Origin of the sequence: Curvibacter lanceolatus ATCC 14669 (assembly GCF_000381265.1) — a bacterium.
Taxonomy (GTDB): Bacteria; Pseudomonadota; Gammaproteobacteria; order Burkholderiales; family Burkholderiaceae_C; genus Curvibacter; species Curvibacter lanceolatus.
In genome coordinates, this window is record NZ_KB906259.1 from 18,031 (window position 1) to 38,474 (window position 20,444).

General features: G+C 68.8%; 14 protein-coding genes. 6 read left to right on the forward strand and 8 right to left on the reverse strand.

The annotated features are described in order from the left end of the window. Nucleotides 1–81 precede the first annotated feature (81 nt). Nucleotides 82–2,148, forward strand: a complete 2,067-nt coding sequence (locus tag F624_RS0113740) for a choice-of-anchor A family protein (protein ID WP_084679514.1) — start codon at nt 82–84, stop codon at nt 2,146–2,148. Here the strand turns inward: F624_RS0113740 and F624_RS0113745 are convergent. The 3 genes from F624_RS0113745 to imuA are packed head-to-tail and all read right to left on the reverse strand — an operon-like array spanning nt 2,087 to nt 7,327. Next, nucleotides 2,087–5,269: an error-prone DNA polymerase gene (locus F624_RS0113745; RefSeq protein ID WP_019574890.1), complete on the reverse strand. Its 3,183-nt coding sequence runs from the start codon at nt 5,267–5,269 to the stop codon at nt 2,087–2,089. The genes F624_RS0113740 and F624_RS0113745 overlap by 62 nt on opposite strands. Then, complete coding sequence (locus F624_RS0113750) at nt 5,266–6,564, reverse strand: Y-family DNA polymerase (protein WP_245573636.1); 1,299 nt, start codon at nt 6,562–6,564, stop codon at nt 5,266–5,268. The genes F624_RS0113745 and F624_RS0113750 overlap by 4 nt, the downstream gene beginning before the upstream one ends. Next, nucleotides 6,545–7,327, reverse strand: coding sequence for a translesion DNA synthesis-associated protein ImuA (gene imuA, locus F624_RS0113755; RefSeq protein WP_019574892.1), 783 nt, complete (start codon nt 7,325–7,327; stop codon nt 6,545–6,547). Before imuA ends, F624_RS0113750 begins: the two co-directional genes overlap by 20 nt. 219 nt (nt 7,328–7,546) lie before the next feature. On the opposite strand from imuA, the gene F624_RS0113760 reads away from it, so the two are divergent. The 4 genes from F624_RS0113760 to F624_RS34090 are packed head-to-tail and all read left to right on the forward strand — an operon-like array spanning nt 7,547 to nt 13,760. After that, a complete protein-coding gene (locus F624_RS0113760) occupies nt 7,547–10,030 on the forward strand; it encodes a beta strand repeat-containing protein (RefSeq protein ID WP_019574893.1) in 2,484 nt (827 codons plus the stop codon). After that, the gene (locus F624_RS0113765; protein WP_019574894.1) at nt 10,027–10,776 is read left to right on the forward strand and encodes an NUDIX domain-containing protein; all 750 of its coding nucleotides are present in this window, start codon (nt 10,027–10,029) and stop codon (nt 10,774–10,776) included. Before F624_RS0113760 ends, F624_RS0113765 begins: the two co-directional genes overlap by 4 nt. A gap of 50 nt (nt 10,777–10,826) precedes the next feature. Continuing rightward, nucleotides 10,827–13,445, forward strand: a complete 2,619-nt coding sequence (locus F624_RS33435) for a bifunctional diguanylate cyclase/phosphodiesterase (RefSeq protein ID WP_169426597.1) — start codon at nt 10,827–10,829, stop codon at nt 13,443–13,445. A 33-nt stretch (nt 13,446–13,478) separates the two neighbouring features. Further along, on the forward strand, nt 13,479–13,760 hold the full coding sequence (locus F624_RS34090; protein ID WP_019574896.1) for a type II toxin-antitoxin system TacA family antitoxin: 282 nt from the start codon (nt 13,479–13,481) through the stop codon (nt 13,758–13,760). A 140-nt stretch (nt 13,761–13,900) separates the two neighbouring features. Here the strand turns inward: F624_RS34090 and F624_RS0113780 are convergent, their stop codons facing one another. From F624_RS0113780 to F624_RS0113795, 4 genes are all read right to left on the reverse strand, one after another. Then, nucleotides 13,901–14,875, reverse strand: coding sequence for a Bug family tripartite tricarboxylate transporter substrate binding protein (locus F624_RS0113780; protein WP_019574897.1), 975 nt, complete (start codon nt 14,873–14,875; stop codon nt 13,901–13,903). Between the two features lie 143 nt (nt 14,876–15,018). Then, nucleotides 15,019–15,276 (reverse strand): DUF2783 domain-containing protein, encoded by a 258-nt coding sequence (locus F624_RS0113785; RefSeq protein ID WP_019574898.1) that lies wholly within the window; start codon nt 15,274–15,276, stop codon nt 15,019–15,021. 18 nt (nt 15,277–15,294) lie between these two features. Further along, nucleotides 15,295–16,965, reverse strand: a complete 1,671-nt coding sequence (locus tag F624_RS0113790) for an FAD-dependent oxidoreductase (protein WP_019574899.1) — start codon at nt 16,963–16,965, stop codon at nt 15,295–15,297. A gap of 42 nt (nt 16,966–17,007) precedes the next feature. After that, complete coding sequence (locus tag F624_RS0113795) at nt 17,008–17,964, reverse strand: MBL fold metallo-hydrolase (RefSeq protein ID WP_031254998.1); 957 nt, start codon at nt 17,962–17,964, stop codon at nt 17,008–17,010. 159 nt (nt 17,965–18,123) lie between these two features. On the opposite strand from F624_RS0113795, the gene F624_RS0113800 reads away from it, so the two are divergent. Further along, entirely contained in the window at nt 18,124–18,924 is an 801-nt protein-coding gene (locus tag F624_RS0113800; RefSeq protein WP_019574901.1) for an IclR family transcriptional regulator, read from the forward strand. A gap of 16 nt (nt 18,925–18,940) precedes the next feature. Here the strand turns inward: F624_RS0113800 and F624_RS0113805 are convergent, their stop codons facing one another. Continuing rightward, on the reverse strand, nt 18,941–20,431 hold the full coding sequence (locus F624_RS0113805) for an amidase (RefSeq protein WP_051107403.1): 1,491 nt from the start codon (nt 20,429–20,431) through the stop codon (nt 18,941–18,943). Between the last annotated feature and the right edge of the window lie 13 nt (nt 20,432–20,444).

Here is a 20,444-nt window from a genome sequence, read left to right on the forward strand (position 1 = left end):
CACGGCAAATAGCCCGCTCATTTGCTACAAAAGCTGTTCGCCTCAGCGACGGAAGATGGTGCAACTGATCGCTGCACCACCATGACTGCTGCCCTTTCCCACCCAGGCTTCCGGGTCTTGCTCAGCCTGAGCGCCCTGCTCTCCGCCCCCACCTACGCCGGCAGCGGCCTGGGTGCCGAAACCGGCCCTTGCCTGGGCCCCGACTGCCCCAGCCGCTACAGGCCGCCTGCGGCCTGCCGCAAGCTGGGGGCGGAAGGTCGTGACGAGGCCTACTCGCTCGTGGTCGGCGGCCACTTCCATGTGCTGCAGGGCAGTGAGGCCGAGGGCCGGGTGTTCGTGGGGGGCGACCTGGTGCTGCGCACCCGGGGCTACTACAACCTGGTGCAAGTGGGGGCCGGCGCTTGCGTGGTGCCGCCAGACGCGGATCAGGCCAGCAGCCCCCCACACCTGGTGGTGGTCGGGCAGATCCAGCCCGTGGACCCCAATGCTGTCTTGGCAGTGGGTCAGCCCAATCTGCGCTCCACGGCCATCATTGGTGGGTCTCGGGTGGGCGCAGGTCAGGTGCAGGCCCGCGGTGGGGTGCTGTATCAGACCCGCCCGCCTTCGCCCCCGGTCGACTTCAACAGCCTGGCCCAGCGCAGTGCCTACTGGGCCACCCTGCCGCCCACCGGCACCGTTCGTGGGCAGCACCCGATGGTGCTCCAGGGCGACGGACAGTCCGCCCTGCAGGTGTTCAGCCTCAGTGCCGACCTGCCCAGCGGCGGCCTGCGCCTGAAAGACATCCCGCCGGGCGCCACCGTGCTGATCAACCACCTGGGCAGCGCCACCGTCAACCTGCAGTACTACGACATGACCGACCCCGCCGGCCACGGCGGCTTTCAGTTCAACACCGAACTCACCCGTCGCATGCTGTGGAATTTTCCCCAGGCCAGCCAGGTGAAGCTCGGTGGCGGGGCCCAATGGCAAGGCAGTGTGCTGGTGGCCCAAGGGGCGCTGTACAACGCCTTGCCCGGGCTGAACGGACGGGTGCTGGTGGCGGGCGATCTGACCCAGGACAGCCAGGGCAGCGAGTTTCACAACTACGACTTCCTGGGCGAGTTGCCCGACCCGCCGGCTGACGGCAAGCCAACAACCGACCCAGGCTCGGGCAACCCGCCACCCGAGCCGCCCCCCGAGCCCCCACCAGAAGCCCCGCCCGACAATCCGCCGCCCGGCCCGATGCAAGCCGCCCTGAACATCCTGGTGCGCTACGACGGCGATGCGACTCGAATCACGCAAGCCCCCCAGCTTCAGATCGAGAGCCAGTGCGAGCGCTCGGGCACACAGTCGGTGCGCATCACGCCGCCCACGGCCGGCTGGATCGAGGGCTTGCAGACCGACGAGTCCTGCCTGCTCGTGGCCAGCCTGGAGCGCCCAGCCCAACTGCCGCGAGGCTGGCAATTGCTGCCGCCCCAAGCCGGGCAGTGGGTGGGTGACAACCCCAGAGTGATCACCCCCGACACCAACCCGGTCGAATTGCTGCTGCCGATCCGACCGGTGATCAACGCCACACTGCGGGTGCTGCCGCGTTACCTGGGCAACACCCGGGCCATCCAGATCCATCCCCAAATCGAGTTGAGCTTGCGTTGCAGTCACTCCGGCGAACAAACGTTGCGCCTGCAGGCCCCTCAAATCGGTCCAAGTGCGCTGCTGCAAGACGGGGAGCGCTGCGAAGTCCTGGCGCAGCGGATCACGGGGGCTGTGCTGCAAGAGGGGTACACCTTGAGTCTGCCCGACACCGGCGGGTGGAGCCCGGGCAGCACGCTGGTGGCTGGCGACGCACCCGATCCCATCCCGCTGGACATCAGCATCCTGGGGGCATCGCCAGGGGATGAGCCCGAGCAGCCCCCGGAACCGCCACCTCCACCGCCACCAGCACCGCCCGCGGAGAACAGGCCTTCGACCTTGAACAGCATCCCGCTGCTGACGCCCTGGGGTTTGCTGGGGCTGGCAGGTGGTCTGGGCTTGCTGAGCCTGGGTACCTGGATGGGCCCAGCCATCCAACGGCGAGAGCGTCGCCCGGCCGCCAGCCACCGATCCAGCCCGATCAATGAAAATCGCGGCTGCGCGGGCTCAGCGCGCCCAGGGTCTGGTCCAGCAGCGCATTGAGGTTGTGCAGGCGGCGCGCCACCAGGTGGCAGACCTCGCCCTCGCGCTGCCACAGCCCGTCCACCGCCATCAGGCGCGAGCCCAGCAAAGCCTCGCGCTGCTCGGCCACCACGGGGGCCCACACAATCACATTGACCACGCCGGTCTCGTCTTCGAGCGTGACGAACACCGTGCCCTTGGCTGTGCCCGGGCGCTGGCGCACCGTGACCAGGCCGCAGGCCTGCACACGGCGGCGCCCTGGCACCGCCTGCAATTGCTCGGCACTGAAGATGTGGCGCCGCGCCAGCTCGGCGCGCAGCAAGGCCAGCGGGTGCCGACCCAGGCTCAGGCCGGTGGCCTGGTAATCCCAACCCAGGGCTTCGGCCTCGCTGGCCGTGGGCAGGGCCAACGGGGCCTCATGCACCGGCGCGTGCTGCAGCAGGCGGGGCGCGCGGTGCAGCGCGGCGCTCTGCCACACCTGCTGGCGGCGGTGCCCGGCCAGGCCCGCCAGGGCATTGGCCGCCGCCAGCGCGGCCAGATCGACTGCATCCAGCCCGGCCTCGCGGGCCAGGCGCTCCACGCTCAGCGGCTGGCCGCTGCGGCGCAATTGCACCAGCCGCCGGGCCTGAGCCTCGCCCAGGCCCTTGACCTGCTGCAAGCCCAGGCGCACCGCGGGCTGGTGCGCGCCGGCCCAGCCCGGCGGCTCCAGGGTGCTGAGCCAATCGCTGTGCAGCACATCCACCGGGCGCACCTCCACCCCATGGCGGCGCGCGTCCTGCACCAGCTGCGATGGGCCGTAAAAGCCCATGGGCTGCGAGTTCAGCAAGGCCGCCAGAAAACAAGCCGGCTCGTGGCATTTGAGCCAGGCGCTGGCATAGGCCAGCAAGGCAAAGCTGGCGGCATGGCTTTCCGGAAAGCCGTACTCGCCAAAGCCCTCCATCTGCTTGAAGATCGACTCGGCAAACTCCAGCGTGTAGCCGTGCGCAGCCATGCCCTCGAACAGGCGCTCGCGCAGGTGGCCGATGCCGCCCTTGCGCTTCCAGGCCGCCATGCTGCGGCGCAGTTGGTCGGCCTCCTCGGCACTGAAGCCGGCCGCCACCATGGCGATCTGCATCACCTGTTCCTGGAAGATGGGCACGCCCAGGGTGCGCTCCAGGGCCACCTCCAGCCCGGCCGGGCAGTCATTGGCCTCCAGGCCCTGGCGCCGCCGCAGGTAGGGGTGCACCATGCCGCCCTGGATGGGCCCGGGCCGCACGATGGCCACCTGCACCACCAGGTCATAGAACTCACGCGGCCTCAGCCGGGGCAGCATGCTCTGCTGGGCCCGCGACTCGACCTGGAACACGCCCACCGTGTCGGCCCGGCACAGCATGTCGTAGGTGGGCCCGTCTTCGCGCGGTACGTCGGCCAGGCCAAAGGGCCGGCCACGCCACAACCCCATGAACTGGAAGCTGCGCTGCAGCGCGCTGAGCATGCCCAGGGCCAGCACATCGACCTTGAGCAGGCCCACCTCGTCGATGTCGTCCTTGTCCCACTCGATGCAGGTGCGCCCGGCCATGCGGGCATGCACCACGGGCACGGTGGCATCCAGGCGCTCGCCGCTCAGCACAAAGCCGCCCGGGTGCTGCGACAGGTGACGTGGAAAACCCAGCACCTGCTGCGTCAAGGCCAGCCAGCGCTGCAGCAAAGCGGCGTCCAGGGCCAGACCCAGGCTCTGCAGGCGCAGCCCCAGGTCGGCCGGTGCATCCCACCACTGCAGATGGCGCGCCAGCACATCGACCACCGGGGCCGGCACCCCCAGCGCAAAGCCCACATCGCGGATGGCGCTGCGCGGGCGGTAGCAGATCACCACCGCCACCAGCGCGGCATGGCCCCGGCCGTACTTGCCGTACAGGTACTGGATCACCTCCTCGCGGCGCTGGTGCTCGAAGTCGACATCGATGTCGGGCGGCTCCTTGCGGGCGCGGCTGATGAAACGCTCGAACAACAGGCTGTGGCGACCCGGGTCGATCTCGGTGATGCCCAGACAGAAGCACACCGCCGAATTGGCCGCCGAGCCCCGGCCCTGGCACAGGATGTGGCGTTGGCGGGCAAACCACACCACGTCGTGCACGGTGAGAAAGTACTTCTCGTAGCCCAGCTCGCTGATCAAGGCCAGCTCGTGCTCGAGTTGGGCGCGCACCGCCTCGGGCGCGCCCTCCGGGTAGCGGCGCCGCACCCCGGCCTCGACCTCGTGGCGCAGGTGCTGGGCCGGGCTCAGGCCGGGGGGCACCAGGGCCGGCGGGTATTCGTAGCGCAGCTCATCGAGGCTGAAGCGGCAACGCGCGGCCACACGCACGCTCTCGGCCAACAGCTCGGGCGGGAACAGCGTGGCCAGGCGCAGGCGCGAGCGCAGGTGCGCCTCGGCATTGGCCTGCAGGCTCAGGCCGCAATCGGCCACCGGGAGGCGCAGGCGGATCGCGCTGAGCACGTCGTGCAGCGGCTTGTCCGATCGCCGGTGCAGGTGCACATCGCCTACCGCCACCAAGGGCAGGCCACAGGCCTGGCCGGCGGCCTGCAGGGCCTCCAGCCAGCGGGCATCGTCCATGCGCAGCCAGCGGCGCACGGCCAGCCAGGCCCGACCGGGAAAGCTGGCGGCCAACCCCTGGGCCACCTGGGCCAGGGCCGCGGCCTCGGGGGGGTGGTCTCGCTCGGGGCTCCACAAGGCCAGGCAATCGGCCAGCCGGGCCGGGCTGGCCTGCAGATCGGCCCAGCCCAGTTGGTACGCGCCCTTGGGCTGACCGGCCCGCACCTGGGTGATCAGCTGGCACAGCTGGCCATAACCCCGCCGGTTGGTGGCCAGCAGCACCAGTTGCCCGCCGGGGTCGCCCAGCGACGGGTCGCTGCCCGGCACCGGATCGGGCGGCAGACGAAACTGCGCGCCGATGATCAGCTTGAAGCCCAGGCGCTTGGCCTCGCCATGGGCGCGCACCACGCCGGCCACCGAGCACTCGTCGGTCAAGGCCAGGGCCTCATAGCCCAGGGCCTGGGCGCGGGCCACCAGGTCTTGCGGCCAGGCGGCGCCACGCAGAAAACTGAAGTTCGACAGGCATTGCAGCTCGGCATAGGCCGGCAGGACTGGCCTGGGTATGCTCAGGCTCATCCGAACACCCCGTGCAGAAACCAGCGTGTCGGGCTGCCCCGCTGGGCGTTCAAGGGGCGCACCCGGAACACCCACAGCAAGCCGGCCTGGGCGCTGCGGGCAATGAAGTAGTCGCGCAGGGTCAGGTCGGGGTCGGCCGAGCCGTGGCCGTCCCACCAACCCGCCTCCAGCCTTTCAGGCCCGGCCAGCAGGGTCAGCGGGCCGCGGTACTGCGGCCGCTCGCCCACCAGGCGCAGCGGCTCGGGCTCGGGCAGCAGCCAGGGGGGTTGCCAGGCGGTGGCCGTGGCCGGGCGCACCGAGGCCGGGGTGGGCGGCACCTCGATGGCGGGCTGCCAATGCTGCATGTGCTGAGGCCGGTGGTCAGCCTGCAAGCGGCCGGCCAGCACCCGCCCGGGGCCCAGGCGTGCGCTGAGGCGCTCCAGGCAGATCGGCAGGGGCTCGCCCCCGGCCAGGTCTTGCGGCAACAGGCTGGCACTGTCGGGGCCCCAGCGCTGCACGCCCAGCGCCTGCAGGCTCAGGGCCTGCACCGGCGCAGCCAACGTGACACGGGCCAGGTGTTCGGCCAGCAGGCGCTCCAGGTGGGCCACTTCACGCGTGGGCTGGGCGGTGTGCACCACCAGCTCGGCCCCGGGCGCGCAACCCCGGCGCGGGTCGTGCTGCCAGGCCAGGCGCACCCCGGTCACACCGCTGTGGCGGGCGGCCAGCCACACGGCCAGGGCCTGCAGCAGGCGGTGTGCCCCCCACATCAGGCCGGCCGCGTGCTCCACCAGGCTGGGGCAGGCCAGGTGCTGTTCGAACTGCTCGGGCAACACCTGCCAGTCAAACACCTCGGGACGCTGGCCATGAGCGCGGTCCAGGGCGTTCGACAGTTCAGCACCAAAGCGGCGCGCCAGCCCGCCCCGGGGCAAGGCCCGCACCTGGCCCAGGGTCTGGCAGCCCAGGCGCTGCAGCAGCTCGGCATGCCGGGCCACCTCGGGCAGCGCCTGCAGCGGCAAGGCATCCAGCGTGGCCGACAGCCGGGCTGCATGGCAGCGGCGCAGTCGCCGCTCGCCAGAGGGCAAGGAACGCGCCAAGGCCAGGGCCGCCAAGGCCGTGGGGGCCACGCCGATGCGCTGCACGCCCAGGGCCCCCGCCTCGCCCATGAGGCGGCGCAGCAAGGCTGGCGCCCCGCCGAACAGGCGCAGGCTGGCCTGCACCTCCAGCACCACGGCGTCCTGCAGCCTGGCCACGCGTGGCGTGTAGCCCAGGGCCCACCACGCCAGCGCCGGCCCAGGCTCAGCCAAGGGGTCGGGCAAGAGCGCGATCCACCACATGGCGATCCGGCTTGAAAGGGTTGGGAGACGGGGCCACCACGGTCTGTGACGGTGTGGGTGGCGGTGTGTGTGGCGGCGCCGCCGCCGGCCCGGCACGCAAGGGCGAAGGCCGGGCCGCAGCCAACAGCAAGGACCGCTCCAGCAGCCGGCCACGGCGTTTGAGCAGCTGCACCTCCAGGGCATCCGCAGCCCCGGCACGCAGGCCCAGGCGCAGCGGCGCAGGCGAGGCCTGCTGCTGCGCCGCCCAGGGGCGCAGGGCCCACAGGCAAGGCGGGCTGGCCTGCCGCCCGGCCTGGGCCGCCAGCTGCAGGCGTCGCAGGCCTTGCGACAAGCCCTGCGACAGGCTCTGCGGCAACCAGACCAGCAAGGCCGCCAGCGCCTGGCAACGCAAGGCCTGCTCGGCGGCCCACAGGCGCTCGGCCGGGCTGCTCGCCTGCACCCAGATCAGCGAGCCCAACGCCAGCCCCTGCCAGGCCAGCGCCGGTAAATGAGGTATCAGCGGCGGCCCCACCAGCACCACCGCCCCTTGCTGCGACAGCCGCGCCAGACTGGGGGCCAGCAAGCGCCATTCGCGCCAGCCCGCCTCGGGCTGCAACACCTCGCTGAGCTGGCCGCAGGGCCAGCCCCCACCGGGCAGCTCGGCATCCAGCGCAGCAAAGCCGCTGGGGCACACCGGTGCAGCGCTGCGCCCCAGGTCGCTGGCGCGCCAAAGGCTGGGAATGGCATCCAGGAGAAGGGCAGACATGGTGAATCGTGGGCCTGATGTGAAAACTGTTTATTTATACAGTATTTCAAAACATCCCAAGACAACAGCACAGCCCGCCCAGGGGTCTCTAGGCCCGGGTATCGCGGCAGCCTGTGACCCACGCCACACCTGCGGGCCTTGCAGCGGTGTTTCGGCATGTTACAAACAGTGGGTGATAGACCTCAGACCGCCGTCCCATCAACCGATCAAGACAGAAGCATGAACAAGACGACACGCGCCATCAGCCTCCTGGGCCTCTTGTGGAGTTCCCTGGCCCTGGTGGCTTGCGGAGGGGGTGGCGGCGGCAGCAGCACCAGCACGCCCATGGTGGACAGCTATGGCGTTACCCAATCCAGCAGCTTTGACGGGGGCGTGGCCAGCGCCGCCGGCATCAACGGGGCCGCTTCCGATGGCGCCGTGCTGGCCAATGCGCCGGTCACCATCACCGACAGCGCCGGCCACAGCGTGAGCGCCACCACCAACAGCAACGGCATCTACCACGCCCGCATCGACGGCTTTGTGCCTCCGATGGTCGGGGTGGTGACCAAACCGGATGGTTCGCGTTGGTACGCTCCTGGCACCGCGGCCCCGGTGGCACGCAGCTTCATCGTGCTGAACCTGACCGGCCTGAGCGACAAGCTGGCCTCGGACGTGGTGAGCGCCGCCGGCCTGTCGGGCTCGTCGCGCCTCACCCCGACCCTGTTGGCGGCCAACAGCACCGCCCTGGCCCAGGCCAAAGCCAACCTGAACAGCAACTTCAGCAGCCAGATCACAGCGGCCGGCTTGAGCACCAGCACTTTCGATCCGGTCACCACCTTGCTGACCAACACCAACACCGGCTACGACCTGCTGCTCAACGGCCTGGCCATCAGCAACACCGCCACCACCCCCACGGTGATCGGCACCCGCTACAGCCTCGGCGGCAGCATCAGCGGCCTGGGCTCGGCGGTCGGCTTGAGCCTGAAGAACGGCAGTGACACCCTGTTCGTGAGCGCCGGTGCCACCAGCTTCGCCTTCAGCCGCCTGATCGCCCCGGGGGCCAGCTACAGCGTGAGCGTGGCCAGCCAACCCAGCGGCCTGACTTGCAGCGTGAACAACGGCAGCGGCACCATGGGCACGGCCGCCCTGACCAATGTGGCCGTGGTGTGCAGCACCAGCGTGGCCAGCCTGGGCGGCAGCGTGAGCGGCCTGGGCAGCGCCAGCGGCCTGGTGCTGGCCAACGGCAGCCAGACCGTGAGCGTGCCGGCCAATGCCAGCAGCTTCACCTTCCCCAGCAACCTGACGCTGGGCGCCAGCTACTGGGTGACCGTGCAGACCCAGCCCACGGGCGCCACCTGCGCCGTCAACAACGGGGGCGGCACCGTCACCAGCATCGCGCCCATCACCTCGGTGCAGGTGCAGTGCGTGCTCAACACCTACCCGCTGGGCGGCTCGGTGAGCGGTCTGAGCACCAACGGACTGGTGCTGGGCATCACGGCGCAGAGCGTCAACGTGCCAGCCAACGCGGTCAGCTGGAGCTTTCCGGCCGGTGTGGCGGTGGGCGTCAACTACAACGTGGCGGTGCGGGCCCAGCCCGTGGGCGCCACCTGCTCGGTGGCCAATGGCAGTGGCACCATGGGGAGCAGCGCCATCAACTCGGTGGCCGTCAGTTGCAGCACCGCCAGCTACAGCCTGGGCGGCAGCATCAGCGGCCTCACGGGCAGCGGCCTGGTCTTGAGTGCCCTGGGCCAGAGCCTGACCGTGGCGGCCAACGCCACCCAGTTCACCTTTGACACGCCGGTGGCAGCGGGCACCGCCTACAACGTGCAGGTGCAGACCCAGCCCTCGGGCCAGACCTGCAGCGTGAGCAACGGCAGCGGCAGCATCGCCGGCAGCGCCGTGAGCAATGTGCAGATCAGCTGCAGCAGCAGCGCCACCACCCTGGGTGGCAGCGTCACCGGCCTCACGGGCAGCGGCCTGGTGGTGGCCAGCAACGGCCAGAGCCTGTCGATCCCCGCTCCCGGCACGGGCACCAGCACCACCTTCGTCTTTCCGCAGGCACTGGCCTATGGCACGCCCTACGACGTGACCGTGCCCACCCAGCCCACCAACCAGTACTGCAGCGTGGGCAACGGCAAGGGCAGCATGGCCGGGGTGAACGTGAGCAATGTGCAGCTCAATTGCGGTGCCGGCTCGTTTGCCCTGAGCGGCACGGCCAATGGCCTGCTGGGCCCGCTGACCCTGGTGGTCAGCAGCACAGGCGACACGGCGGCCCTGACCGTGGCCAAGCCCGGCTTCAGCTTTGCCACGCTGATTCCGGTGGGCACGCGCTACCGGGTCTATTCGCAGTTCCCGGCCCTGCGCGCCTACGCCTGCAACGCGGCGGATGGCACCTTGCCGCCGGGCGGCGTGTCGCTGGTGCTGAGCTGCTTCACCCAGTACGCCCATACACTGACCATCAGCGGACTGGCCAGCGGCGCCTCGCTGGGTCTGAGCATGACCTTCAGCTACCCCACGGGCAGTTCACCCGACCAGAGTGACACCATGACCCAGACCTTCACCGCCTCGAACGGCACCCTGACCTACTACCTGCCGGTGGGGGCCCGCTACAACTACGGCATCACGGCCCAGCCGGCCTCGGGCAGCTGCGCCATCAGTCCGACAGGCACCGACAACGGCAGCCAGACCACCCGTGGCAGTGCTGTGAAGTTCAGTTGCCAATGAGCGCGCCAGACAACAGCACCGAGCGCACGCCGCCCCACGTGCGCCTGCTCGACACCCAGGAACTGGCACACGACTGGACGCGTCTGAGCAAGACGCGCTTTGAGCTGCAGACCCGCGACGGCCGCACCCTGAGCACCGCCCGCGAGGTCTACCACCTGGGCGACGGGGCCGCGGTGCTGCTGTACAACCGGGCCCAGGGCACGGTGCTGCTGACGCGCCAGTTCCGCCTGCCGGTCTGGCTGAAGGACGGGGGGGACGGTCAGCTGATCGAAACCTGCGCCGGCCTGATCGACCCGGCTGACAGCCCCGAGTCGTGTGCACGCCGCGAACTCGAAGAAGAAATGGGGCTGCGCGTGGCGCACCTGCAGCCGGTGTTCCAGGCCTACATGAGCCCCGGCTCGGTGAGCCAGCGGCTGCATCTGTTCTGCGCCGAATACACACCGGGCAGCGCCGCCGCCCAGGGCGGCCTGGCCGAGGAGGGCGAAGACATCGAAGTGCTGGAGATGCCCCTGCAGCAGGCCCTGGACATGGTCTACGACGGCCGAATCCAGGATGGAAAAACCATCATGCTCCTGCTGCACGCGGCCCTGACGGGTCTGGAGGAACTGATCCAGCACAGAACCGATGGAAAAAGCCTGGGTTCACCTCTTGTTAAAACCTGTGACTTACGTATCGTCTCCAATCAGCAGCACACCTTGAGTGCGCCCCCGCCCCCCCCAACCTGCCCACCCTCGTCTTGCGCCTGATGCTTGAACGGATCTTCAGCCCTGCTTTCAGCCCAGCGCCCTGGCGCAGCATGGCACTGATGATTCTGCTGGTGCTGGGCTTCACCGGCCTTTACACCTGGACCACCTGGCAACAGGTCAGCAAGAGCCTGGTCGCTGAGCTGAGCACGGTGACGGAATTGGGCGAAAAATCCGCCGATCACTACTTTCAGTTGCTGCACGTGAGCCTGAGCGGGCTGGCCGAGGAACTGCAAGAGTCCCCCACACCCGATGGCCACTACGATCTGGAGCGTGTGCGCCGCTACAGTCGCAGGCACCCCGAATTGCTGGACGTGAGCCTGATCCGTCAGGACGGGCAGATGCTGCTCTCGACCCAGGCCGATGCCGGCACGGTCATGCCCTCTGTGGCGGCACGGGACACCTTCATGGAGGCGCGCGAGGCCATGATCCGCGGCCAGAACTTCGTGTTCGGGCGCCCCGCCCTGGGCACCCTGACGCAGCGTTGGATGATTCCGCTGCGCCATGCGCTGCGCGACCGGCAAGGCCGGCTGCAGGCCATGGTGACGGCCTATCTGCCCGCCGAACTGCTGCAGACCTTCTGGCAGAACGCGCCCATCGTGAAGCGGGCCTCGATCGGCATACTGGGCGACGACGGCTACCTGCGCAGCCGCTACCCCAACCCGGCCAGCGCGAGCATGCAACAGATCTACGGCCAGCAGCGCCGAGGTGCCCTGATGCGGGAACTGCAGGCACGCCACTTCCCGTCCCAGGGCACGCTGCAGGGCCGCAATGAAATCGGCGGGCAGGAGAACCTCAACGTCTACCGCCGCATGAGCCACTACCCGGCCACGCTGTTCGTGACCCTGCCCATGCAGGAGATGCGGGCCGTGTGGTGGAGCAACATGCAGGTGCCCTACTTCCTGATCAGCCTGCTGCTGGCCGGTCTGCTGCTGGTGCAGCGCAGCGCACAGCGCCGCCGACACGAGCTGTTGCAACAGCAGGAGATGGTGCAGCAGGCCAGGGCCCGGCTGGCCGCCATCGTGGAAAGCTCGGACGACGCCATCATCAGCCATGACCTGGACGAACGCATCGTGTCCTGGAACCCCGGGGCCAGCCGGCTGCTGGGCTACACCGAGGCCGAGGCACTGGGCCAATCGAGCCAGATCATCGTGCCGCAGGAGCGCCAGCAGGAGGAAAGCCGGATCCTGGAGCGGGTGCGCCAGGGTGAACGTGCCGAGCGCATCGAAACGCAGCGCCTGCACCGCGACGGTACCCGTCTGGATGTCGAGCTCACGCTGTCGCCGCTGACAGACGAAGCCGGCCGCATCACCGGGGTCTCGAACATCATGCGCGACATCTCCGAGCGCAAATCGGCCGAGCAGGCCATCCATGTGCTGGCCTACTTCGACCCCTTGACGGGCCTGCCCAACCGGCGCCAGTTCATGGACCGCCTGGGCCAGACCCTGGGCCAGGCGCAGAGCGGTTTCCAGGTGGGGGCCCTGCTGTTCATCGACCTGGACCACTTCAAGGACGTGAACGATGCCCGCGGCCACGCCGTGGGCGATGCCGTGCTGTGCCATGCCGCCGCCGTGCTGGTGAGCCTGCTGCGCGAAGGCCACCTGGTGGCGCGCCTGGGCGGGGACGAGTTCGTGGTGCTGGCCCCCATCCTCAGCAACACCCTGACCGCCGGTGCCAGCGAAGCCATGGCGCTGGCCGAACGCATCCGCCAGCGCCTGGCCCAGCCCTTCGAGCTGGAGCAGCAACGCTACAGCCTGGGCGCCAGCATCGGCGTGTCGCTGTTCCCCTTCGGCCAGCAGACCCCGGCCGACCTGCTGCGCGAGGCCGACACCGCCATGTACCGCGCCAAGGGCGCCGGGCGCAACCGCATCGCGTTCTTCGAGACCAGCATGCAGGCCGACATCGAGCAACGCCTGGCGCTTGAAAACGACCTGGAGAAAGCCCTGACCCAGCAGCAGATGGTGGTCTACCTGCAACCGCAGTTTGACGCCCGGGGCCAGATCGATGGCGCCGAACTGCTGCTGCGCTGGCAACACCCCGAGCGCGGCCTGGTGCCGCCTGACCGATTCATTGCCGCCGCCGAAAAGTCGGGCCAGATCATCGCGCTGGGCGACTGGGTGCTGCAGCAGGCCTGCGAACTGCTGGTGTTGCTGCAGGCGCGCGGCCATCACATCCCGCTGTCCATCAACGTGAGCCCGCGCCAGTTCCGGCAGACCGACTTCGTGGGCCGGGTGCAAGAAGTGCTGCAACGCACCGGCGCCCCGGCGCACAGCCTGATCTTCGAGGTGACCGAAGGCCTGCTGATCGACGACTTCGAGGAAACCGTGGCCCGCATGCAGGCCCTGGTGCAACTCGGCATCCGCTTCTCGATCGACGACTTCGGCACCGGCTACTCCAGCCTGGCCTACCTCAAGCGGCTGCCTCTGTACGAGTTGAAGATCGACCGCAGCTTTGTGAAAGACACCCCCGAAGACCCCAACGACACCGCCATCGTGCGCATGATCCTGTCCATGGCCAAGCACCTGGGCCTGCGCGTGGTGGCCGAGGGCGTGGAGACGGCCGAGCAGGCCGACTTTCTGCGCCAGAGCGACTGCGACGCCTTGCAGGGCTACCTGTTCGCCCGCCCCGCGCCAGCGTGGCAGTGGCTGGCGGAGCAGGGGCAAGAGGGCTGATCACTCGACATCCAGCCTCGATAGAATCTCGCCATGCTCGCAGCCAGCACCAGCGTCCGTCTTGAAGCCCACATCAGCACCGATCTGCACGCCATGCTCAAATGTGCCGCCGAACTTCAGGGGCGCACCATGAGCGATTTTGTGGTGTTCGCCTTGCAAGACGCCGCGCAGCACGCCATCCAGCAAGCGGAAGCTATTCGTCTGACGCCTACCGATCAGGAATGCTTTGCGCGGGCCTTGCTGTTTCCACCCAGACCAGATCCGGCCCTGGAGCGAGCCTTCTCCCGCCACGGCAAGCTCCTGCGCACTGAATGAGCCCCCCTCGGTAGGTGTTGCCGCTTTCGCCCTGGTGGTGGACGCCAAGAACGAAGCCGCCACCGCTTTTTACCGACATCACGGCTTCATCAGCCTGCCAAACTCGGCGCAGACCCTGTTCCTGCCGCTGGCAACCGTCCTCAATCCAGCTTCACACCCACCTGCTTGATCACGCGGCCCCATTTTTCACGCTCGGTCTTGGCGTAGCTGGCCATCTGGGCCGGGGTGCCGGGCAGGGGCTCGACGCCCAGGGCCTGCAGGCGGGCCTTGACGGTGGTCGAGTTGAGGGCCGTCTGCAAGGCCTTGCTGAGGCTGCTCACCACCTCCGGAGGGGTGCCGGTGGGCACCACCAGGCCTTGCCAGGCGTAGCCCTCAAAGCCTTTCAGGCCTTGTTCGTTGAGGGTGGGCACCTCGGGCATGGTGGACACGCGCTGCGGGCTGGCCACGCCGATGGCCTTGAGCTTGCCGCCATTCAAAAAGGGGTAGGCGGTGGCGCTGTCCACCCACATGGCCGGCACCTGGCCGCCCACCACATCGGTGATGGCCGGGGCTGCGCCACGGTAGGGCACATGGGTGAGCTTGAGGCCGCTTTGCTCGCGGAACAACTCGCCCACCAGGTGGTGCGGGCTGCCGGGGCCGGCCGAGGCCCAGTTGACGCCATCGGTCTGGGTCTTGGCCCAGGCGACAAACTCTTTGTAGTTGCTGACCGGCACCTGGTTGGACACCACCAGGAACATCGGAAAGCGCACCAGCAGGCCCACCGGCTGGAAGTCTTTTTCGGCGTTGTAGCTGAGCTTGCTGAACAGAAAGGGGTTGGCCGCCAGGGTGGCGAAGTCGGCCGAGAACACCAGGTTGCCGTAGTCCTTGGAGCGGGCCGCATATTCGGCGGCGATGTTGGTGCCAGCGCCGGGCTTGTTGTTGATGACGATGGTGCGGCCCAGGCTGGTGCCCATGGATTCTGCGATGGCGCGGGCCACCACATCCGAGCCCCCGCCGGCGGCGTAACCCACCACCCATTCCAGAGGCTTGTCGTTGGCAGCGGCCAGGGCGGAGCTGCCCAGGGCCAGGCCCAGCCAGGACGTGGCCAGGGCGGTCAGAAAAGTGTTGCGTTGCATGGTGTTGTCTCCGGTTCGGGTGTGGTTTTTGGAAAGGCTTGTTGTTGTGCGTGAGGGCGCCGTGCACCCTGCCCCGCCACGGAAGGCGGGCCAGAGAACAGAGGCGTTGCTGAGAGCGCGCTTGGGCGAGGCGGGGCCGGGCCTCAGGCCTCGGCGTGCACCGGGGCCACAGGGGTGATGGCGGCGCGCTCGGGCGCCACCGGTGCCTGGGCCGGCGCGCTGCCGCGGGCCAGTTGCAGCGCGTGGCGCAGGGTGTCGGGCTCGCCGATGTGGTTGGCCAGCAGCAGCACCAGGCGGGCGTTCATGGCATGGCTTTGCTCGGTGCTGAGGCCCTGGTGGGCTTGGATGAGGGCGTCGTAGAAGTCGTCGCAGGCGCTGAGGTTGGCTTGGGTGTTGAGCATGTCGGTGTCTCCAGGGTCTCAGGCAGCGGTAGCGGTGGCGGTGGCGGCAGCCGTGGCCGTGGCCAGGGCAGCGCGCACGGCGGCTTCGGTGGGGGCGCGCCAGCGGGCGCTCACGTGCTGGTCGGGGCGGATCAGGTAGGCCGTGCCGGCCTGGCCGTCCAGACGCTGGGCCACCAGGCCTTGCGGGTCGAGCAGATCGTGGCCAATGCCGATGGCCTTCACATGCGGCAGGCCGGCGGCCCAGGCGGGCACCGGGCCGAAGCACAGCAGGGTGAAGTCGGCGCCCAGCTCGCGCAGCAGCCAGCTGTCTTGACCTTCTGGGCGACGCACCGGCGCATCGAGCAGCACGGCGCCGGGCACCTGGCGCGGTGCGGCAAAGGCATCCGCATCGGGGGTGTTGAGCACCGAGCCATGCAGGGTGGCCGGCACCGACAGGCGCCCGCTGTTGACCAGGCGGCGGGCAAACTCATGCTCGCGGGCCAGGTCCAGCGTGGCGTCGCGGAACAGGCGGCTGATCTCGCTCTTGGGCGTGATGAAGTCGGTGGCCCGGGTGGAGTTGAGGATGTTCTCGTCGGCCGCGTATTCGCGCTCGGGGCCGTAGGTGGCGAGCAAGGCCTCGCTGGCGCGGCCCTTGAGCAGCCAGTCGAGCTTCCAGGCCAGGTTCTCGGTGTCTTGCACGCCGCTGTTGGCACCGCGGGCACCAAAGGGCGACACGCCATGCGCGCTGTCGCCGGCAAAGATCACCCGGCCGTGCACGAAACGGTCCATGCGCAGGCAGGCAAAGGTGTAGACGCTGGCCCATTCGAGTTCGAACTGCGCGTCATGGCCCAGCAGGGCGCGCACGCGCGGCAGGATGTTCTCGGGCTTCTTTTCTTCTTCGGGGTCGGCATCCCAGCCGAGCTGGAAGTCGATGCGCCAGACGTTGTCGGGCTGGCGGTGCAGCAGCACGCTCTGGTGCGGGTGGAACGGCGGGTCGAACCAGAACCAGCGCTCGGTCGGGAAGTCGGCCTGCATCTTGACGTCGGCGATCAGGAAGCGGTCCTGGAAGATGCGGCCCTTGCTCTCCAGGCCCAGCATGGCACGCACCGGCGAGCGCGAGCCGTCGCAGGCGACCAGCCAGTCGGCATCGAGCTGGTAGGCGCCCTCGGGGGTGTCGATGCTGACCAGGGCCCCCTCGGCGCGCGGTGCCACGGCCGTCACCTTGTTGTGCCAGCGGATGTCGATCAGCGGCAGTTGCAGGGCGCGCTCGACCAGGTAGGCCTCGGCGTAGTACTGCTGCAGGTTGATGAAGGCGGGCTGCAGGTGCCCGTCTTCGGGCAGCAGGTTGAACTGGTAGACCTGCTGGTCGTGGAAGAAGACCTTGCCCACATTCCAGGACACGCCCTTGTCGACCATGCGCGGGGCCACGCCCAGGCGGTCCCAGATCTCGAGCGCCCGCTTGGAGAAGCAGATGGCGCGCGAGCCGATGGACAGGCGGTAGTCGTTGTCGAGCACCACCACCGGCTGGCCGCGCTGGGCCAGGTCGATGGCCAGGCTCAGGCCGGCCGGGCCGGCGCCCACCACCACCACCGGGTGGCGGGCCGGCGTGGCGGCGTCCTGGTCGGCGCTGCGCCGGTACGGGAACTCGATGGCCTGCACTTCAGGGCCGGTGCCACGCAGGGCTTCGAAGGGAATGTCTTGGGGTTTCATGCGGGTTGTCTCCTCACGCCTGGACTCTTAGGGGTTGGGGGCTCAGCCTTCGAGCGACTTCCACATCTGCACATCGCGCTCAGCGGTCCAGATGCGCGGATCGGGGTACTGGGTCGCTTCGTCGTAGGCACGGGTCACGTCAAAGGGCATGCAGTGGTTGAAGATCACCCACTGGCCGTACTTGGGCTGCAGCTTGGCAAAGGTGGCTTCATAGACCTTGCGCAGGTCCTGGCCTGCGGCAGCACCGGCCTGGACGCTCTCGTACAGGTCGCTGATGAAGGCACGGGTACCGGCCAGACCGGCCTGAACTTGCTCGGGCGTCTGCAGGGCGGCGCCACGGCCCGGCACCAGCTTCTCGGGCTTCAGGGCGGCGATGTTGTCCAGGGTCTGCGGCCAGTCCTTGAAATAAGCGTCGCCGGCATAGGGGGTGGCGTCGAACTCGACCAGGTCGCCCGAGAACAGGATTTTTTCCTGCGGCAGCCAGGCCACGGTGTCGCCCTTGGTGTGGCCCCGGCCCAGTTGCAGGATCTGCACCTCGACACTGCCCAGCCACAGGGTCATCTTCTTGTTGAAGGTCAGGGTGGGCCAGGTCAGGCCTTCGGGCACGCTTTCGACGTTCTGGAACAGGCGCGGAAAGCGGCCGATCTCGCTGTCCTTGTCGAACTGACCGCGCTCGACGATCAGGTCACGGGTGTCTTCGCTGGCAATGATGTGCTCGGCGCCGTAGGCGCTGGCCCCCAGCACGCGCACGGCGTGGTAATGGCTCAGCAGCACGTACTTGATGGGCTTGTCGGTCACTTCGCGGATGCGGCGGATCACGTCTTGCGCCATCACCGGCGTGGCCTGGGTGTCGATCACCATCACGGCGTCGTCGCCAATGATGATGCCGGTGTTGGGATCTCCCTCGGCGGTGTAGGCGTAGGCGTGTTCGGACAGCTTGTCGAAGCTGACCTTCTTCACTTCAAGGTCGGCGGCAGAGGCAAAAGTCTTGGTCGTCATGGCGGTCTCGTGGGTGGGTTGATGATTCAACATAGGCAAATTTGTTTGCCTAAACGGAATTCGTTGATCCTAAGCAAAAAATTCATTCATGTCTAAGTCATTCGTTTAAGTGAAAACCCTAGTCCAAAGACCTCACCCGGGAACGCGCACAATCGGGCCATGAGAAGCACAAGCGAAGAAGAACAAGGCCCAGAGGCAGAAGCCGGCACCCGCGGGCCGCGTGGCATCCAGAGCGTGGAAGTGGGCGGGCAGTTGCTCAAGGTGCTGGCCCACACGGGGCGCCGCATGGCCTTGAAAGACCTGGCCCGCGAGGCCGACATGAGCCCGGCCAAGGCCCACCCCTACCTGGTGAGCTTTGGCAAGCTGGGTCTGATCGAGCAGGACAGCGTGAGTGGCCACTACGGCCTGGGGCCACTGGCCCTGCAACTGGGCCTGATCAGCCTGCAGCAGGTCGACCCGGTGCAACTGGCCAATGCCGAGTTGCCGGCCCTGGCACAACGCCTGGGGCACACGGTGTCGGCCTCGGTGTGGGGCGCGCGCGGGCCCACCATCATCCGGGTCGAGGAAGGGCCTACTGCGGTGTATGTGGCCATGCGCCACGGCACCACCGCCTCGGTGCGGCACACGGCCTCGGGCCAGGTGTTTGCGGCCTACCGGCCCCGCGAGGACGTGGCCATGGCCCTGGCCAGCGACGGCGACGCCGGCGCCCTGGACGACCCCGCCTTTGCCGCCGAGCTGGAGCGCGTGCGGCAAACCCGGCTGGGTGTTGTCAACAACCACCTGATCACGGGCATCAGCGCGCTGGCCAGCCCGGTGTTCAATGGCTTTGGTCAACTGGTGCTGGTGCTGGCCTGCATCGGCCCCAGCGCCACGCTGGACACCGATCTCGACGGGCCGGTGGCCCTGGCCCTCAAGGCCTGCGCCCAGGATCTGAGCCGGCGCCTGGGGGCCACGGGCTGAGGGCCGAGGCCCTTTTTCAGCCGACCAGCAAGGGGCTGCGCACCTTCGAAAACCCCCCGGCCTGATCGTAGGCATGGCCCATCTGCAACACGGCCCAGTCGGCCTGAGCCGGCCCGATGATCTGCAGGCCCACCGGTGAGCGCCCTTGCGGCCCGCCCAGACCGGCCGGCACGCTGAGGGCCGGCAGGCCGCCCATCGTGGCGGCAATCACCACCTCCATCCAGCGGTGGTAGGTGTCCATGGCGCGCCCACCCACCTGCGCCGGCCAGTGCTGGGCCAGCTCAAACGGGAACACCTGGGCCGAGGGCAGCACCAGGTAATCAAAACGCTCGAACAGCGCCCTCAGCGCCTGGTACCAGGCGCTGCGCACCGCGCTGGCCCGAAACAACTGCGGCCCGGTCAAGGCCAGGCCACGCTCGATCTCCCACACCGCCTCGGGTTTGAGCTGGGCGCGCCGCAGGGGGTCGTCGTACAGCAGGGCGTAATTGCCGGCCACGGTGAAGCTGCGCAAATCCAGCCAGGCCTGCCAGACGCGCTCGAAGTCGGCCTGCGGCAAGACCGGCTCGACCGTGCAGCCCACGGCTTCGAAATGCCGCAGCGCCTGCTCGCACAGGGGCAGCACCCCGGGCTCGGTGGCCAGGTGGCCCCCCAGGTCGCCCAGCCAGCCGATGCGCGTGCCTTTGAAGTCACGCCCCAGCGGTCCGGCATAGACCGAAGCATCTTGCTGGCGCGTCAGCGGCTGGCGGGCATCGAAACCGGCCTGCACCGACAGCAACAGCCCCAGGTCGGGCACGTTGCGCGCCATCGGGCCGCTGACACCGAACTGCTGGAAGAACACCTCATCGGCCGGCCCCTGTGGCACGCAGCCAAACGATGGCCGGAAACCAAACACATGGTTGAAAGCCGCCGGGGTGCGCAGCGAGCCCATCATGTCGGAGCCATCGGCCACCGGCAGCAGGTGCAAGGCCACCGCCGCAGCGGCGCCACCGCTGCTGCCACCGGCCGAACGGGTCGGGTCAAACGCCCCGCCGGTGGCACCGTAGACGCTGTTGTAGGTGTGGCCGCCCAGGCCGAACTCGGGCGAATTGGTGCGCCCGATGAAGACGGCGCCCGCATCGCGCATGCGGGCGAACACCTGGGCATCGGTGCGGGTGCGCTGGCCCTTGAACAGGGGCGAGCCCCGGGTGGTGATCAGGCCTGCGGCCGGGGCGATGTCCTTGGGGGCCTGTGGAAAGCCATGCAGCACGCCCAGGCTCTGCCCCCGACCCAGTTGCTCGTCACGCTCGCGCGCCTGGGCCAGCAGGCCTTCAGGCTCCAGCGCGGCCACGATGGCATTGACCTGGGGGTTGAGGCGCTCGATGTGGCCCAGCGTGGCCTGCATCAGCTCGACACACGACAGTTCACGGCGGTGAATGGCCTGCGACAGCGCCACGGCATCCAGGGCCAGAGGGGCCGGCAACACCGGCGGGGGGGGGGGGGGGGGGGGGGGGGTGATTTCGGAGGGCATGGCTGGGAGCTTA

Excerpts from the sequence above, each read along its gene's own strand:
- F624_RS0113740 (WP_084679514.1), top strand. The coding sequence starts at position 82 with ATGACTGCTGCCCTTTCCCACCCAGGCTTCCGGGTCTTGCTCAGCCTG.
- F624_RS0113745 (WP_019574890.1), bottom strand. The coding sequence starts at position 5,269 with ATGAGCCTGAGCATACCCAGGCCAGTCCTGCCGGCCTATGCCGAGCTG.
- imuA (WP_019574892.1), bottom strand. The coding sequence starts at position 7,327 with ATGTCTGCCCTTCTCCTGGATGCCATTCCCAGCCTTTGGCGCGCCAGC.
- F624_RS0113760 (WP_019574893.1), top strand. The coding sequence starts at position 7,547 with ATGAACAAGACGACACGCGCCATCAGCCTCCTGGGCCTCTTGTGGAGT.
- F624_RS0113765 (WP_019574894.1), top strand. The coding sequence starts at position 10,027 with ATGAGCGCGCCAGACAACAGCACCGAGCGCACGCCGCCCCACGTGCGC.
- F624_RS33435 (WP_169426597.1), top strand. The coding sequence starts at position 10,827 with ATGGCACTGATGATTCTGCTGGTGCTGGGCTTCACCGGCCTTTACACC.
- F624_RS34090 (WP_019574896.1), top strand. The coding sequence starts at position 13,479 with ATGCTCGCAGCCAGCACCAGCGTCCGTCTTGAAGCCCACATCAGCACC.
- F624_RS0113780 (WP_019574897.1), bottom strand. The coding sequence starts at position 14,875 with ATGCAACGCAACACTTTTCTGACCGCCCTGGCCACGTCCTGGCTGGGC.
- F624_RS0113785 (WP_019574898.1), bottom strand. The coding sequence starts at position 15,276 with ATGCTCAACACCCAAGCCAACCTCAGCGCCTGCGACGACTTCTACGAC.
- F624_RS0113790 (WP_019574899.1), bottom strand. The coding sequence starts at position 16,965 with ATGAAACCCCAAGACATTCCCTTCGAAGCCCTGCGTGGCACCGGCCCT.
- F624_RS0113795 (WP_031254998.1), bottom strand. The coding sequence starts at position 17,964 with ATGACGACCAAGACTTTTGCCTCTGCCGCCGACCTTGAAGTGAAGAAG.
- F624_RS0113800 (WP_019574901.1), top strand. The coding sequence starts at position 18,124 with ATGAGAAGCACAAGCGAAGAAGAACAAGGCCCAGAGGCAGAAGCCGGC.
- F624_RS0113805 (WP_051107403.1), bottom strand. The coding sequence starts at position 20,431 with ATGCCCTCCGAAATCACCCCCCCCCCCCCCCCCCCCCCCCCGCCGGTG.